General features: G+C 55.9%; 12 protein-coding genes and 1 tRNA gene. 11 read left to right on the forward strand and 2 right to left on the reverse strand.

What is annotated here, in order from left to right:
* Nucleotides 1–132 precede the first annotated feature (132 nt).
* From ACXLHR_RS09290 to ACXLHR_RS09320, 7 genes are all read left to right on the forward strand, one after another.
* Complete coding sequence (locus tag ACXLHR_RS09290; protein ID WP_458791179.1) at nt 133–1,686, forward strand: 2-isopropylmalate synthase; 1,554 nt, start codon at nt 133–135, stop codon at nt 1,684–1,686.
* Between the two features lie 276 nt (nt 1,687–1,962).
* A complete protein-coding gene (locus ACXLHR_RS09295) occupies nt 1,963–3,000 on the forward strand; it encodes a rod shape-determining protein (protein ID WP_458791180.1) in 1,038 nt (345 codons plus the stop codon).
* Nucleotides 3,001–3,017: 17 nt separating this feature from the next.
* Nucleotides 3,018–3,920, forward strand: a complete 903-nt coding sequence (mreC, locus tag ACXLHR_RS09300; protein ID WP_458791181.1) for a rod shape-determining protein MreC — start codon at nt 3,018–3,020, stop codon at nt 3,918–3,920.
* Nucleotides 3,913–4,452: a rod shape-determining protein MreD gene (locus ACXLHR_RS09305; protein ID WP_458791182.1), complete on the forward strand. Its 540-nt coding sequence runs from the start codon at nt 3,913–3,915 to the stop codon at nt 4,450–4,452. Before mreC ends, ACXLHR_RS09305 begins: the two co-directional genes overlap by 8 nt.
* Nucleotides 4,449–6,389 carry a penicillin-binding protein 2 gene (mrdA, locus tag ACXLHR_RS09310; RefSeq protein ID WP_458791183.1) on the forward strand — a complete coding sequence of 647 codons (1,941 nt, stop codon included), beginning with the start codon at nt 4,449–4,451 and terminating at the stop codon, nt 6,387–6,389. Before ACXLHR_RS09305 ends, mrdA begins: the two co-directional genes overlap by 4 nt.
* Nucleotides 6,390–6,391: 2 nt before the next feature.
* Nucleotides 6,392–7,531 carry a rod shape-determining protein RodA gene (gene rodA, locus ACXLHR_RS09315; RefSeq protein ID WP_458791184.1) on the forward strand — a complete coding sequence of 380 codons (1,140 nt, stop codon included), beginning with the start codon at nt 6,392–6,394 and terminating at the stop codon, nt 7,529–7,531.
* Complete coding sequence (locus ACXLHR_RS09320; protein WP_458791185.1) at nt 7,531–8,460, forward strand: 2-hydroxyacid dehydrogenase; 930 nt, start codon at nt 7,531–7,533, stop codon at nt 8,458–8,460. The genes rodA and ACXLHR_RS09320 overlap by 1 nt, the downstream gene beginning before the upstream one ends.
* A 7-nt stretch (nt 8,461–8,467) precedes the next feature.
* Here the strand turns inward: ACXLHR_RS09320 and ACXLHR_RS09325 are convergent, their stop codons facing one another.
* Nucleotides 8,468–9,244, reverse strand: a complete 777-nt coding sequence (locus tag ACXLHR_RS09325) for an SseB family protein (RefSeq protein ID WP_458791186.1) — start codon at nt 9,242–9,244, stop codon at nt 8,468–8,470.
* Nucleotides 9,237–9,821, reverse strand: coding sequence for a uracil-DNA glycosylase family protein (locus tag ACXLHR_RS09330; protein ID WP_458792516.1), 585 nt, complete (start codon nt 9,819–9,821; stop codon nt 9,237–9,239). Before ACXLHR_RS09330 ends, ACXLHR_RS09325 begins: the two co-directional genes overlap by 8 nt.
* 238 nt (nt 9,822–10,059) lie before the next feature.
* On the opposite strand from ACXLHR_RS09330, the gene ACXLHR_RS09335 reads away from it, so the two are divergent.
* From ACXLHR_RS09335 to ACXLHR_RS09350, 4 genes are all read left to right on the forward strand, one after another.
* Nucleotides 10,060–10,719, forward strand: a complete 660-nt coding sequence (locus ACXLHR_RS09335; RefSeq protein ID WP_458791187.1) for an ABC transporter ATP-binding protein — start codon at nt 10,060–10,062, stop codon at nt 10,717–10,719.
* On the forward strand, nt 10,697–12,301 hold the full coding sequence (locus ACXLHR_RS09340; RefSeq protein ID WP_458791188.1) for a capsule biosynthesis protein: 1,605 nt from the start codon (nt 10,697–10,699) through the stop codon (nt 12,299–12,301). The genes ACXLHR_RS09335 and ACXLHR_RS09340 overlap by 23 nt, the downstream gene beginning before the upstream one ends.
* Nucleotides 12,301–13,134, forward strand: coding sequence for a 3-deoxy-8-phosphooctulonate synthase (gene kdsA, locus ACXLHR_RS09345; RefSeq protein WP_458791189.1), 834 nt, complete (start codon nt 12,301–12,303; stop codon nt 13,132–13,134). The genes ACXLHR_RS09340 and kdsA overlap by 1 nt, the downstream gene beginning before the upstream one ends.
* A 103-nt stretch (nt 13,135–13,237) precedes the next feature.
* Nucleotides 13,238–13,312 (forward strand) — tRNA-Gln (locus ACXLHR_RS09350).
* Nucleotides 13,313–13,817: the final 505 nt, after the last annotated feature.

Raw genomic sequence — 13,817 nt, forward strand, 5'->3', positions numbered from 1 at the left:
TCGGGTGGCCAATTGGGTCTAAACCTGCGTGCGTTGCTACTCCTTAGCTGCCTCTGAGCGTGCCAAGTTGGTGCGACCGCTCAGAGGGGGACACGCACCGGTAAAGCTAAGAGATAACAAGGAATACCTAAAATGACTGATCACGTGTTGATTTTTGACACCACGCTGCGCGATGGTGAACAATCCCCCGGTGCGACTATGACCCATGCGGAAAAGCTGGAGATCGCGGAATTGCTTGACGAGATGGGCGTCGATATTATCGAGGCTGGTTTCCCGATTGCCTCTGAGGGCGATTTCAAGGCGGTGTCCGAGATTTCTACCCGCGCAAAGAGTGCCACGATTTGTGGATTGGCCCGTGCCAATTACAAGGATATCGACCGCTGTTGGGAGGCGGTCAAGCACGCCAAATCACCGCGCATCCATACGTTTATCGGCACGTCCGAGTTGCACCGCGCCATTCCGAACCTGACGATGGACGAGATGGCCGTGCGTATTCATGATACGGTCACCCATGCCCGCAACCTGTGCGATAATGTGCAATGGTCGCCGATGGATGCCACCCGCACCGAATGGGATTATCTGTGCCGTGTGGTCGAGATTGCGATCAAGGCCGGTGCGACAACGATCAATATTCCCGACACCGTTGGCTATACTGCGCCGGTAGAGAGTGCTGATCTGATCCGCCGTTTGATCAACACGGTGCCGGGCGCTGACGAGGTTATTTTTGCGACCCATTGTCATAACGACCTTGGTCTGGCGACGGCAAATTCGCTGGCCGCTGTTCAAGGTGGTGCGCGCCAAGTCGAATGCACGATCAACGGATTGGGCGAACGTGCGGGTAATACTGCGCTGGAAGAGGTCGTGATGGCCCTGAAGGTTCGCCACGATATCATGCCTTATACCACGAAAATTGATACCACGAGGATCATGAATATCTCGCGTCGCGTTTCCGCAGTTTCAGGGTTCGCGGTGCAGTTCAACAAGGCAATTGTTGGCAAGAACGCCTTTGCCCACGAGAGCGGTATTCATCAAGATGGCATGCTTAAGAACAAGGAGACGTTCGAGATTATGCGCCCCGAAGATGTTGGCATGAGCGGCACGTCTTTACCACTGGGCAAGCATTCTGGCCGTGCCGCGTTGCGGTCTAAGCTGGCCGAGTTGGGATATAATTTGGCCGACAACCAGTTGAAAGACGTGTTTGTGCGTTTCAAGGAATTGGCTGACCGTAAAAAGGAAGTTTACGACGATGACCTGATTGCCTTGGTCGACAACAACGAGGGTGAAGAGGACAGTGTAAAGCTGAAGTCTTTGCGTGTTGTTTGTGGCACCGAGGGTCCGCAGACGGCGGAAATGACGCTGAGTGTTGACGGGGTGGAAGTGAGCACAACATCCACCGGTGATGGTCCTGTGGACGCGGCGTTTAACGCTGTGAAAGCGCTGGTGTCGCATGAAGCGCGTTTGCAGTTGTATCAGGTGAGTGCCGTCACCGAAGGCACCGATGCGCAGGCCACAGTGTCGGTACGTATGGAAGAAGACGGGCGTATTGCCACCGGTCAATCGGCCGATACCGATACGGTTGTTGCCTCTGTGCGGGCCTATATTAACGCGCTGAACCGCTTGATTGTGCGCCGTGCGCAAATTGAAGTTGGCTATGATACCAAGGGTGTTTCTTATAAAGATGCGTAAGGAATTCGCATTGTTTTGAGGGGTGGCGTGAATGCGCCGCCCTTTCACTTTTCGAACATTATTTTCGATTTAGAATGTCGCGTTGTAAATAAGCTAGTACATTTCGAACTAAAACAGCATTTCGGGAAGAGGCAAAATTTGTCATTTGCCGGCGGGCTACTGCTTGCGCCGGTTTTTGCCCCTTTCCCCGCAGCATCCCTGTTCGTATAACGCAGTTGCTTTGCGTCTGGGGAGTCGCGGGCATAAATTGTATTTTTCGCTAGGATTAGCTGCACTATGGGCATTTTCGGAAGTTTGTTTTCGTCGGATATGGCGATTGACCTTGGGACGGCGAACACGCTGATCTACGTCCGTGGTAAGGGTATCGTTTTGTCCGAGCCGTCGGTTGTGGCCTATCATATCAAGGACGGTGTGAAGAAGGTTCTGGCCGTTGGCGAGGACGCGAAATTGATGCTGGGGCGCACGCCTGGATCTATTCAGGCGATCCGTCCGATGCGTGATGGTGTGATTGCCGATTTCGATACCGCTGAAGAGATGATCAAGCATTTCATTCGCAAGGTCGCCAAGCGGTCCACGTTTTCCAAGCCCAAGATTATTGTTTGCGTTCCACATGGTGCGACCCCTGTTGAGAAACGTGCGATCCGGCAGTCGGTTTTGTCTGCTGGTGCGCGCCGTGCGGGACTGATTGCCGAGCCGATTGCGGCTGCGATTGGTGCGGGCATGCCGATCACGGATCCGACTGGCAACATGGTTGTTGATATAGGTGGTGGCACGACCGAGGTCGCGGTGTTGTCGCTGGGCGATATTGTTTATGCGCGCTCTGTGCGTGTGGGCGGCGACCGGATGGACGAGGCGATCATTAATTATTTGCGCCGCCAGCATAACCTGCTGGTGGGTGAATCGACCGCCGAGCGGATCAAAACCGCTATCGGCACAGCGCGTATGCCCGATGATGGCCGTGGTCAGTCGATGCATATTCGTGGCCGTGATTTGTTGAATGGCGTGCCCAAAGAAACCGAGATTACCCAAGCGCAGGTTGCTGAAGCGCTCGCCGAGCCTGTGCAGCAGATTTGTGAAGCGGTGATGACCGCGCTGGAAGCGACCCCGCCGGATCTGGCGGCGGATATTGTTGACCGTGGCGTGATGCTGACCGGTGGTGGTGCATTGCTGGGGCAGTTGGATCTGGCGCTGCGCGAGCAGACGGGGCTTGCGGTGTCAGTTGCCGATGAGAGCCTGAACTGTGTGGCTCTGGGAACCGGCAAGGCGCTTGAGTATGAAAAACAACTTCGTCACGTTATTGATTACGATAGCTGATTAGCGAGGGTCACACCTTGGCCAATGACCGCAATTCCGAGGACTATTTCGGCCCGATCCGCAGATTGCTGGTCGGGCTGCTCGTCTTTGCGCTATTGGGGACATTTTTTGTCTGGCGCATCGATAGCCCCCGTGTAGAGCGGTTTCGCACGGCAGTCGTGGACCGCGTTGTGCCATCGTTTGATTGGGCGATGGCACCGGTCACGGGGCTGGTCAATCTGGTGAGCGATTTTCAGTCTTACACTCAACTTTCCGCGCAAAACGGTGATTTGCGCCGCGAATTGCAGCAGATGAAAGCGTGGAAAGAGGCCGCGTTGCAGCTGGAGCAGGAAAACGCCAAGCTATTGGGGTTAAACAATGTGCGCCTCGATCCGCAGCTGACCTATGTGACAGGCGTTGTCATGGCCGATAGCGGCAGTCCATTTCGCCAGTCAGTGCTGTTGAATGTCGGCAAGCGTGACGGGATCATTGACGGCTGGCCGACGATGGACGGTATTGGTCTGGTTGGCCGCATTTCGGGTGTGGGTGATAGAACGGCGCGGGTGATTTTGCTGACGGATACGTCGAGCCGTATTCCTGTGACCATTCAGCCCTCGGGGCAGAAGGCTATTTTGGCGGGAGATAATACGTTGAACCCGCCGATCGAGTTTTTGGAGAACCCCGATGTGGTGCGTCCCGGTGACCGTGTTGTCAGTTCGGGCGACGGGGGTGTTTTCCCTGCGGATTTATTGGTCGGTCAGGTGGCATTGGGCAATGATAGACGCCTGCGGGTGCGCCTGGCGGCTGATTACGAACGGTTGGAGTTTTTGCGTGTTTTGCGCGCCCGCCCGCACGAAGATATCAGCGATCCCGGTGGTTTGTTGACGCCAAATGTTTTGCTGCCCAGCGCGCTGGACCTTTCCGAGCCCACAGATGGCTGAGCCGGCCCCGTCACGCGTATGGTTCGGGCGTCTGGTTTTCATCCTGATTGTGCTTGGGGTATTGTTCGTCCAGATCTTACCGCTGAGCTCTCGCCCGATAATCTGGGCGGCTCCGAATTGGGGGCTGGCGATAACGTTGGCTTATGTGGCACGCCGCCCCGATTTTGCCCCGATAATAGTAATTGCCGCGTTGTTTTTCCTGATTGACCTGCTGTCGATGAGCCCGCCCGGTCTATGGGCCGGACTGGTTGTGATCCTGACAGAAATGTTGCGTAAACGTGCGAAACGGTTGCGTAATATGCCCTTTGCGTTTGAATGGGGCACTGTTGCGGTTGGGATTGTGGCGATCACGTTACTTAATCGTGCTGTTCTCTTGGTTGTGATGACCACGCAGGCGCCGCTTGGGTTAACCTTGATCCAGATGGTCACGACCATCATATTCTATCCAGTGGTGGTGTTGGTTGCGCATTATGTATTTGGTGTCAGCCGCCCGTTACCCGGTCAAACCGACAGTCGAGGTCAACATCTATGAAGCGCAACGCCAAAGATATCGACGAAAGCGCCCGCCGCATCAGCAGGCGCACTCTGGTTGTGGGTGCGGCGCAGTTGGGGATTGTCGGCGCGCTGGGTCTGCGGATGCAGTCCATGCAGGTCGAACAGGCCGATCAGTTTCGTCTGCTGGCCGAGGAAAACCGGATTAACATTCGCCTGCTGCCCCCTGCCCGCGGTTTGATTTTTGATCTGAACGGCAATCCGATTGCAGCTAACGAGCAAAATTACCGCATTGTGATGGTGCGCGAGGATGCGGGTGACGTGGGTGAGGTGCTGGCGCGATTGACGCAGCTTGTGCCGCTTGATCCTGAAAGCCTTGCTAATGCGATGGAAGAGATGCGCAGGCGGTCGCCTTTTGTGCCTGTCACGATTGCCGACCGTTTGTCGTGGGATGATGTGGCCCGCGTGAATGTGAACGCCCCTGCGCTGCCCGGTATTACCGCCGAGGTGGGTCTGTCGCGGATGTATCCTTGGGGTGCTGATTTAGGCCATGTTGTGGGCTATGTTGGTCCGGTCAGTGATTATGATCTTAGCCGGATTGACGATCAGGACCCGTTGTTACAGATCCCCAAATTCCAGATTGGCAAGACCGGTGCCGAGAACAAACTCGAGCACGCCTTGCGCGGCTCTGCGGGGACCAAGCGCATCGAGGTGAATGCGATTGGCCGTGTGATGCGCGAGCTGGACCGCAAGGAAGGGAGTTCTGGCGCGGATGTCCAGCTGACGATTGATGCCCGTTTGCAGTCTTACGCGCAGGCCCGCTTGGACGGCGAATCGGCGGGTGCGGTTGTGATTGATCTGGAGAATGGCGATCTGCGTGCGGTTGCCTCTGCGCCGACATTTGACCCCAACCTGTTTGTGCGCGGGATTTCGGTCAAAAACTGGCGTGATTTGAATGACAACCCTTACCGCCCGCTGGCGGCCAAGGCTGTGCAAGGCACCTACCCGCCCGGATCAACATTCAAGATGGTCACGGCGCTGGCTGCGCTGGAAGATGGCAAAGTGACACCCGAGGAAACAATCCGCTGTCGCGGCTATACCGAGGTTTTTGGCACACGGTTTCACTGTTGGAAACGTGCGGGCCACGGCAATATAAATTTGCACGACAGCCTCAAGCAGTCTTGCGACTGTTATTATTACGAGATTGGCCAGCGTGTCGGTATCGACAAAATCGCAGAAATGGCCCGCAAGATGGGCATGGGTATCCGGCACGATTTGCCGCTTTCTGCGGTGGCGTCCGGGCTGTCCCCTGACAAGGCGTGGAAAACAGAAGTGCGCGGCGAGGATTGGCGCATCGGGGATACGGTGAACGCCTCTATCGGGCAGGGTTATGTGTTGTCGTCACCGCTGCAACTGGCGATTATGACCGCGCGTATTGCGACTGGTCGCGATGTGACCCCACGCCTCGTGCGCGCCATTGACGGTGTCGAGCAGCCAAGTGGTGCGGGCACGGATCAGGGGCTGAACGAGAATTATCTGCGCCGTATCCGTGCTGCGATGTCTGACGTTATGAACAGTTCACGCGGCACGGCCTATGGGTCACGCATTGTCGAGGCGGGTATGCAGATGGCGGGTAAGACCGGCACATCGCAGGTCCGCAGGATCACCGCCGAAGAACGCGCGCGTGGTGTGATTAACAACGCCGACTTGCCGTGGGAGCGCCGCGATCATGCGTTATTTGTGGGCTACGCGCCGGTTGATAACCCTCGTTTTGCTATAGCCGTTATTGTCGAGCACGGGGGTGGTGGATCTTCGGTTGCGGCGCCGATCGCGCGCGATATTTTAGCGCAAGCGCTTTATGACGGCGAGCCGCCGCTCAGCGCGTATCCATCAGCGGCGCGTGGTAAAGTCGATGAGATGCAACGCAAAATTCGCGACCGCGTGCCACCCGGCACGGTTGGTAAGGAACGGGCGTAGCTATGAGTTATCTTGAACATAACGCCAAATATGTGCCGACCGGATTTCGAAAGCTGCTGCATTTGAACTGGCCTGTGGTTGTCTTGTTGTCGGCGGTGGCAGGCACGGGTTTCATCATGCTTTATTCCGTGGCGGGCGGTTCGGTCGAGCCTTGGATGTCGCCACAGGTCAAGCGGTTTGGCGTTGGTATGGCGCTGATGATTGGTGTTGCGATGGTGCCGATCTGGTTCTGGCGCAATATTTCAGCGCTGGCATTTGGCATATCGTTGATGTTGCTGATTGGGGTCGAGTTTTTCGGCTCTATTGGTATGGGTGCGCAGCGCTGGATTGATCTTGGGTTCATGCGCCTGCAACCCTCCGAGCTGACAAAAATTACGATGGTGATGGCCTTGGCCGCCTATTACGACTGGTTGCCGACGAACAAGACGTCGCATCCCGTCTGGGTGACGTTGCCGCTGGTGTTGATCGCGCTTCCGACGTTGCTGGTGCTGCGCCAACCTGACTTGGGGACCGCGCTGTTGTTGCTGCTTGGCGGCGGCACGATCATGTTTCTGGCAGGTGTGCATTGGGCGTATTTTGCCACGGTGATTGCGGCTGGCATCGGCACGATTGTGGCGGTGTTTCAAAGTCGCGGCACCACTTGGCAGTTGTTGCAGGACTATCAATACCGCCGCATTGATACGTTTATTGATCCGTCCAACGATCCGCTGGGTGCGGGGTATCACATCACACAGGCCAAAATCGCCTTTGGCTCTGGCGGCTGGACCGGTCGCGGGTTCATGCAAGGCACCCAGTCGCGTTTGAATTTTCTGCCCGAAAAGCACACCGACTTTATCTTTACCACTTTGGCAGAAGAATTCGGCTTTGTCGGGGCGTCGACATTGCTGTTGCTTTATGTGCTGATTGTTGTGTTTTGCGTGGCCTCTGCGATGTCCAACAAGGACCGTTTTGCGTCACTGCTGACCCTTGGCATTGCGATGACGTTCTTTTTATTCTTTGCGGTCAATATGGCGATGGTGACGGGTCTTGCCCCTGTTGTTGGTGTGCCGTTACCGTTGGTGAGTTATGGCGGATCAGCCATGCTTGTTTTGTTAATTGCCTTTGGCCTTGTCCAAAGCGCCCATGTGCATAGGCCCCGTTGATGATTAATATTCTTTTTGCCGCAAAACCTGCCGCTTGGGCGGAGTATCAAGCGCCGTTGACCCGTGCGTTAGACGATGCCGGACTAGAGGCAAATTTGTCGTGCGATCATACGCCGGCTGATGTGGATTACATTGTGCTGGCCCCCAACGGTCCGGTGTCGGACTTCACCCCTTATGTGAACACCAAGGCCGTGCTAAACCTTTGGGCGGGTGTCGAGAATATCGTGGGGAACCAGACGCTTAGCCAGCCTTTGGCCCGTATGGTTGACGACGGTTTGACGCGCGGCATGGTCGAATGGGTTGTGGGGCATGTGATGCGCCATCACCTAGGGATGGACGCGCATATTTTAAGGCAAGACGGGACCTGGAGCAGTGATTATCCGCCGCTTGCCGCCGACCGCCCTGTCACGATATTGGGGCTTGGTGCGTTGGGCATTGCCTGTGCCGATGCGCTGACGGCTTTGGGGTTTCCTGTGACAGGTTGGTCGCGGTCCAGCAAAGACGTGCAGGGCGTGCGCTGTTTGCATGGAGATGCGGGGCTTGATGCCGCGCTGACGGGCGCGCAAATTGTCGTTCTTTTGCTGCCTGCTACGCCTGCGACGCAAAATGTGTTGAACGCGGATCGGTTGGCGTTGCTGGCGCGCGGCGCGTTTATTGTCAATCCAGGCCGTGGTCCGTTGATTGATGATGATGCGTTGCTGGAGGCATTGGAGCGTGGCCACGTGGCCCATGCCACTTTAGATGTATTCCGCGTTGAGCCTCTGCCGGTTGATCATGCGTTTTGGGCGCATCCTCAGGTGACGGTCACGCCGCATATTGCATCGACCACCCGCCCCGACACATCGTCGCAGGTTATTGTCCAGAACATTGTGCGCGGCGAAGCGGGCTTGCCGTTCTTGCATCTAGTGGACCGCAAGGCGGGTTATTAGGCCCGCCCTATTTCAGTTTTGGCGGGCGGTTCGGGTCCATGCCGGGCGCAGATGGCGTTTGCGGGTCATGCAGTGCGGGCAAATCAAAGCGCAATCCAACCTTGGCCAGATGTGCCGCAAGCGGGTCAGATACCCGTGCAAACAGCACGTCCATCGTGCCTGCGTCGATGCCCGAAAAGGTCAGCGCTTCGCCAGCGGCGCGCGCCAGAGACGCCTCGGAACCGGGAACGGCGTCAATGAACACAAGCACATGCCCGCGCGAGTTGTCGTCGTAGGTCGCGGCGGCGAGGTAGGCCATGTTTGCTAGTCCCGCGGCAATGGCGAGTTTGCGGTCGAGACCTGTGATGACGGCTTCGGGGAGCCCTTTGGGGACGGACACTTCTGTCAAGCGCGCCTCGGATTCTTGGGGTGCGTGTTCCAGTGTGGCGTGCAGCCAGTCGACGGCCTCGGACGGGATCAGCATGGCAGAGGGCGCTACATCGAGGTTCAGGGCAAAGCCGATCCCCTGCCCTGCGACCATCCCCGACAGCACCCGTCCTGACAGTCCTGCATAGGGCGCTTCGCGGCCCACAAACTGTGCAAGGCGTTCTTCGCGGTCAAAGATCAGGATGTAGGACTGGTCTTCGATCTCGAACAGTTCGGGGGTAACTTTGTCGTCTGCGGCCTCGGACCCAAGCAACATAAACAGTTCGGTGTCGGCCAGCCGTTCGTAGAATTGCAGTCGCTTTGCGTCATCGTCTGGGGCTATGTCCATCGCTGCGTGGGCGGTGTCGAGATCAGTCATCAAGGGCGTCCTTTACGGCGGATTGCAGCGCGGGCAACAGATCGCTGGCAAACCAAGGGTTTTTGTTAAGCCAAGCGGTATTGCGCCAAGACGGATGTGGCAAGGGAAAGACGCGTGGTGCGTGGTCGCGCCATGCTGCGACGCGTGTGTTGACGGGTATTGTGCCACCCAAGTGCCATTTTTGCGCATAAGCTCCGACCAGAAGTGTCAGGGGTGGGTCATCGAGATACGCCATCACGGGTTTGCGCCATGTTTCTGCGCAGATTTTTGGTGGGGCAAGGTCGTGGCCGGCTGCGTTGTAACCCGGAAAGCAAAAAGCCATTGGTACAATTGCGATTTTGGAGCGGTCGTAAAAGGTTGCCGCGTCAACGCCCATCCAGTTACGCAATCGGTCGCCTGACGGGTCGGTAAACGGCTCGCCGCTTTTGTGGACGCGCGCGCCAGGGGCTTGGCCTGCAATGACGATGCGCGGTGAGGCGTTGAACCAGACAATCGGGCGCGGCGCGTGGGCGGTTGCGGTTTTGGCAAACCGGTCGGCGCAAATCCGGCATGAAGTGATCGCGTCACGCAAAGTCATGGGTGCAAGTTTAGACATGTTTATAGCGGCGTGAAGTCCTAAAAGCGTGGCGATGCGTGCAACCGCCTGCGCAAAAACCAGATCCGAGGGGGATTCCTGTCTGTGTTTCATTTCCGCCTGTTTTTTGCCGCATTCTTGCGTCATAAACGCATCAAAGGGAGGTTCGCGTGGCGGGCTGTTAACCTATTGTCGTCATCAATGACGGTGCCCATGTATAAAGGGCAAGAGCAGGTAGAGCATGTTAGAGTTCACAAATGTCAGCAAGTCCTTTTGGACAGGTACGCAGCGCAAGGTCATCCTTGATCGCGCGTCATTTCGTGTGGAATTGGGAAATTCGCTGGGCATTCTGGCCCCCAATGGCACGGGGAAAACCACGCTGATCAATATGATGGCGGGACTTGAGAAACCTGACGAGGGAACAATCCACCGTGGGTGTCGTATTTCATTTCCGCTAGGCTTTATGGGCGGGGTTGTGAACCGCCATACAGCTAAGGAAAATTCTCGTTATATTGCGCGACTTTACGGTCTGGATCCTGATTATGTCGAGGCATTTTGTCGTTGGCTATGCGGGATCAACGAGTATTTTGACATGCCGATCGGGACTTATTCCTCTGGTATGCGTGCGCGATTTACGTTTTCGTTATTGCTCGCATTGGATTTTGATATTTACCTGATTGATGAAGGTATGCCATCTACCACTGACGCCGAATTTAACAGAAAAGCCGGTGAAATTCTGCGCGAGCGGCTGGAAAAAACCACCGTTATTATTGTGTCGCACCAAGCCGCGACGTTAGAGCGGTTCGCAAAATCGGCGGCTGTGTTAAAGGATGGTCACATCCATATGTTTGAAACCTTGGAAGAAGCGAAACAGTTGTATGACTACGAAACCCAAGGCTAAGAAATTCCGCATTCGCCGTGACAGCCCGATGGGCCACGGCGAAGGTCCGCAGAATGCCGCACCGCCACCCACACAACGCGCAGACCAAGGTCAGGTTGCGAGTGCTGCCGAGACGGCACTCGACGAGATCCGCCGCGAGGGTCTAACGGGTCGTCAGCTTCGCATGGCGCGGCGTGTTGCGCAAAAGCAGGGCTTTGCCGTAACCTCGGATTTTGATGCTGTTGCGCAATTGCGTGCCGCAGGAATTGATCCGTTTCAGCGTAATACAATTCTTGATCTTGTCGCCCCTGAAAGCGGTGCGCGTAATCCAGCAGGTAACGCCGGTCCCACCGGTGCGCCGACACAAGAATTGGGCCGTATTCAACTGCCGCAGACTGTGCCTGAAAAAGGTACAAACCTGCCCTCGACCGAGCGGGTTGATCCGGCGACCGACCGCAACCTGTCGATTATGAAAATCCAGCGCGACATCGCCAAGCGTCGTCGTCGCAAGCTCGTGCTTTTGTTTACCCGTTTGAGTTTCTTTGTATTTTTGCCGACAGTTTTGGCGGGCTATTATTTTGCTGTGATGGCGACCCCGATGTTTGCCACCAATTCCGAGTTTGTGATCCAGCAGGCCGAACCCGCAAGTGCGGCAGGCGGATTGGGCGGTATGTTCGCAGGCACCTCGATGGCGACACAACAAGACAGCATTACCGTGCAATCCTATCTCGCGTCGCGGGCCGCGCTGGCGCGCCTGAATGACGATCACGGGTTCCGGGAACACTTTAGTAACCCTGCTATGGACAGCATTCAGCGCCTCGCCCCTGACGCCAGCAACGAAGCCGTATTTGACATCTATAAAAAGCGCGTGAAGATCAGCTATGATCCTACAGAGGGTATTTTGCGCATGGAGGTGATTGCGGCGTCGCCCGAGGCCAGCCAGGAATTTTCGCAGGCCTTGATCGGCTATGCCGAAGAACAGGTCGATCAATTGACCCGCCGTATGCGTGAGGACCAGATGGGTGGCGCGCGCGAAGCTTATGAGAATGCAGAATCCCGCCGGTCAGAGGCTTTGGCGGAGTGGCTACAAATTCAACAAGATACCGCGACACTCGATCCGATTCAGGAATCCGGCGCGATCATCTCGCAGGTCTCTGCATTGGAAAGCCAGCGGCAGCAACTGCAACTCAGCCTTTCAAGCAGGCTTAGCGTTTCACGTCCGAATGAGGCGCAAGTCAACGATTTACGCGCGCAGATTGAGAGCCTTGATACGCTTATTGCGGGGCTTCGCGGGCAGATGACGACCGCCACATCAGACGGTAGTTCGATTGCGGCCACAAATACAAAGCTGCGTTTGGCCGAGGAAAATTATAATTTTCAGACACTTATGGTCCAGCAGGCACTCGCTGCGACAGAAGCGGCGCAGGCCGAGGCCAACCGTCAGGTGCGTTATCTTTCGCTAGGCGTCGAGCCTGTTGCCCCCGACGAGGCTACCTACCCGCGCGTTTTTGAAAACACCGTGCTGGCATTTCTTATCTTTGCGGGCATTTATCTAATGATCTCGCTTACATCTTCCATCCTTCGCGAACAGGTGACTGCATAATGATAGACGTAAATATTGGCGATTTGGTCGTCAGCAACGACCGCCCCTTGTTGGTGATCGCAGGGCCCTGCCAGTTGGAGAGCCTTGATCACGCGCAGATGATTGCGGGTCAAATGGCCGAAAATTGCAAAGCGGCGGGCGCACAGTTTGTGTTCAAAGGCAGTTTTGACAAGGCCAACCGCACATCGCTGACGGGCAAACGCGGGTTGGGTATCGATGCCGGCCTGAAGGTAATGCAGGCTGTGAAAGAAGCGATTGGTTGTCCTGTCCTGACTGATATTCATAATGCAGATCAGTGCGCAGATGTGGCCGCCGTGTGCGACATTATGCAAATTCCCGCATTCTTGTGCCGCCAAACAGATTTGTTGATTGCCGCCGGTGAGACGGGTGCGGTGATTAACGTCAAGAAAGGCCAGTTTCTGGCGCCGTGGGACATGCCCAATGTCGTGTCCAAGATCGAAAGCACAGGTAACAAACGCATCATGCTGACCGAACGCGGCACGTCGTTTGGTTACAATACCTTGGTCGCGGACATGCGCGGGCTGCCAACAATGGCCAAGACCGGATACCCCGTTGTTATGGATGCGACCCATTCCGTGCAACAACCGGGCGGCCAAGGAGGCTCGTCCGGCGGACAACGCGAATTCGCACCCGTCATGGCGCGCGCAGCAGTATCGCTGGGTATCGCTGCAGTGTTCATCGAAACGCACGAAGCGCCCGACACCGCTCCTTCTGACGGTCCGAACATGATTCCCTTGGATCAAATGGCAGCTCTGGTCAAAAGCTTGATGGCGTTTGACGCGCTTGCAAAGGCTGACCCGCTGCGAGTTTAAACCACTACGTTTGCTCTGACCGATAAAAGCAAAATGAATTGCAGTTTTTCCCATTTCGGGGCTTGATCCCCCGCCACCTTCATCGTATCCACTGCCTCGCTGATGGGGTGTAGCCAAGCGGTAAGGCAACGCTTTTTGGTAGCGTGTACCGTAGGTTCGAATCCTACCACCCCAGCCAGCGATCCCACTACAATACTGTGATGTGTTCAGCCCTCCTGTAGGGCCCAGAATGCCCCAGTAAGTGCCCCCACTTAGGGTGCTGGTAAGGTGATCACCTGTGGCTGCTGTGTGGGCGTCTCAGCTGGTCTCTGCGGGGGTCTGGTCAGGTCTTAGGGTGGGTCTCAAGCAAGCCACCGAGTCAGTGCTCGGGCAGGATCAGAGCAGGTTTCTCTGCCATTCCCTTATAGAGATCATCCTTATTTATTAGATACCTAGGTAATAGGTATAAGTAATGGATAAGAAGAAAGAAGAAGAAGGAAGAGAAGGGAATAATAGTAGGATCCCCTAGCCAGATAACCTTAACCAGATAACCCTAGCCCAGACCCACAACCAGCTATCTAATCCCTGCTTAGTCATCTCTCCTTTTCTTACCCAGTATTATGGCTAAGTTAGCGGCCATGAGCAGAATTGATGATCCTAAGTATTCCCGCCCCATAGACGTCCATCGGTGGTCAGACCATCCT

The sequence above is a fragment of the Yoonia sp. MH D7 genome (assembly GCF_054439475.1).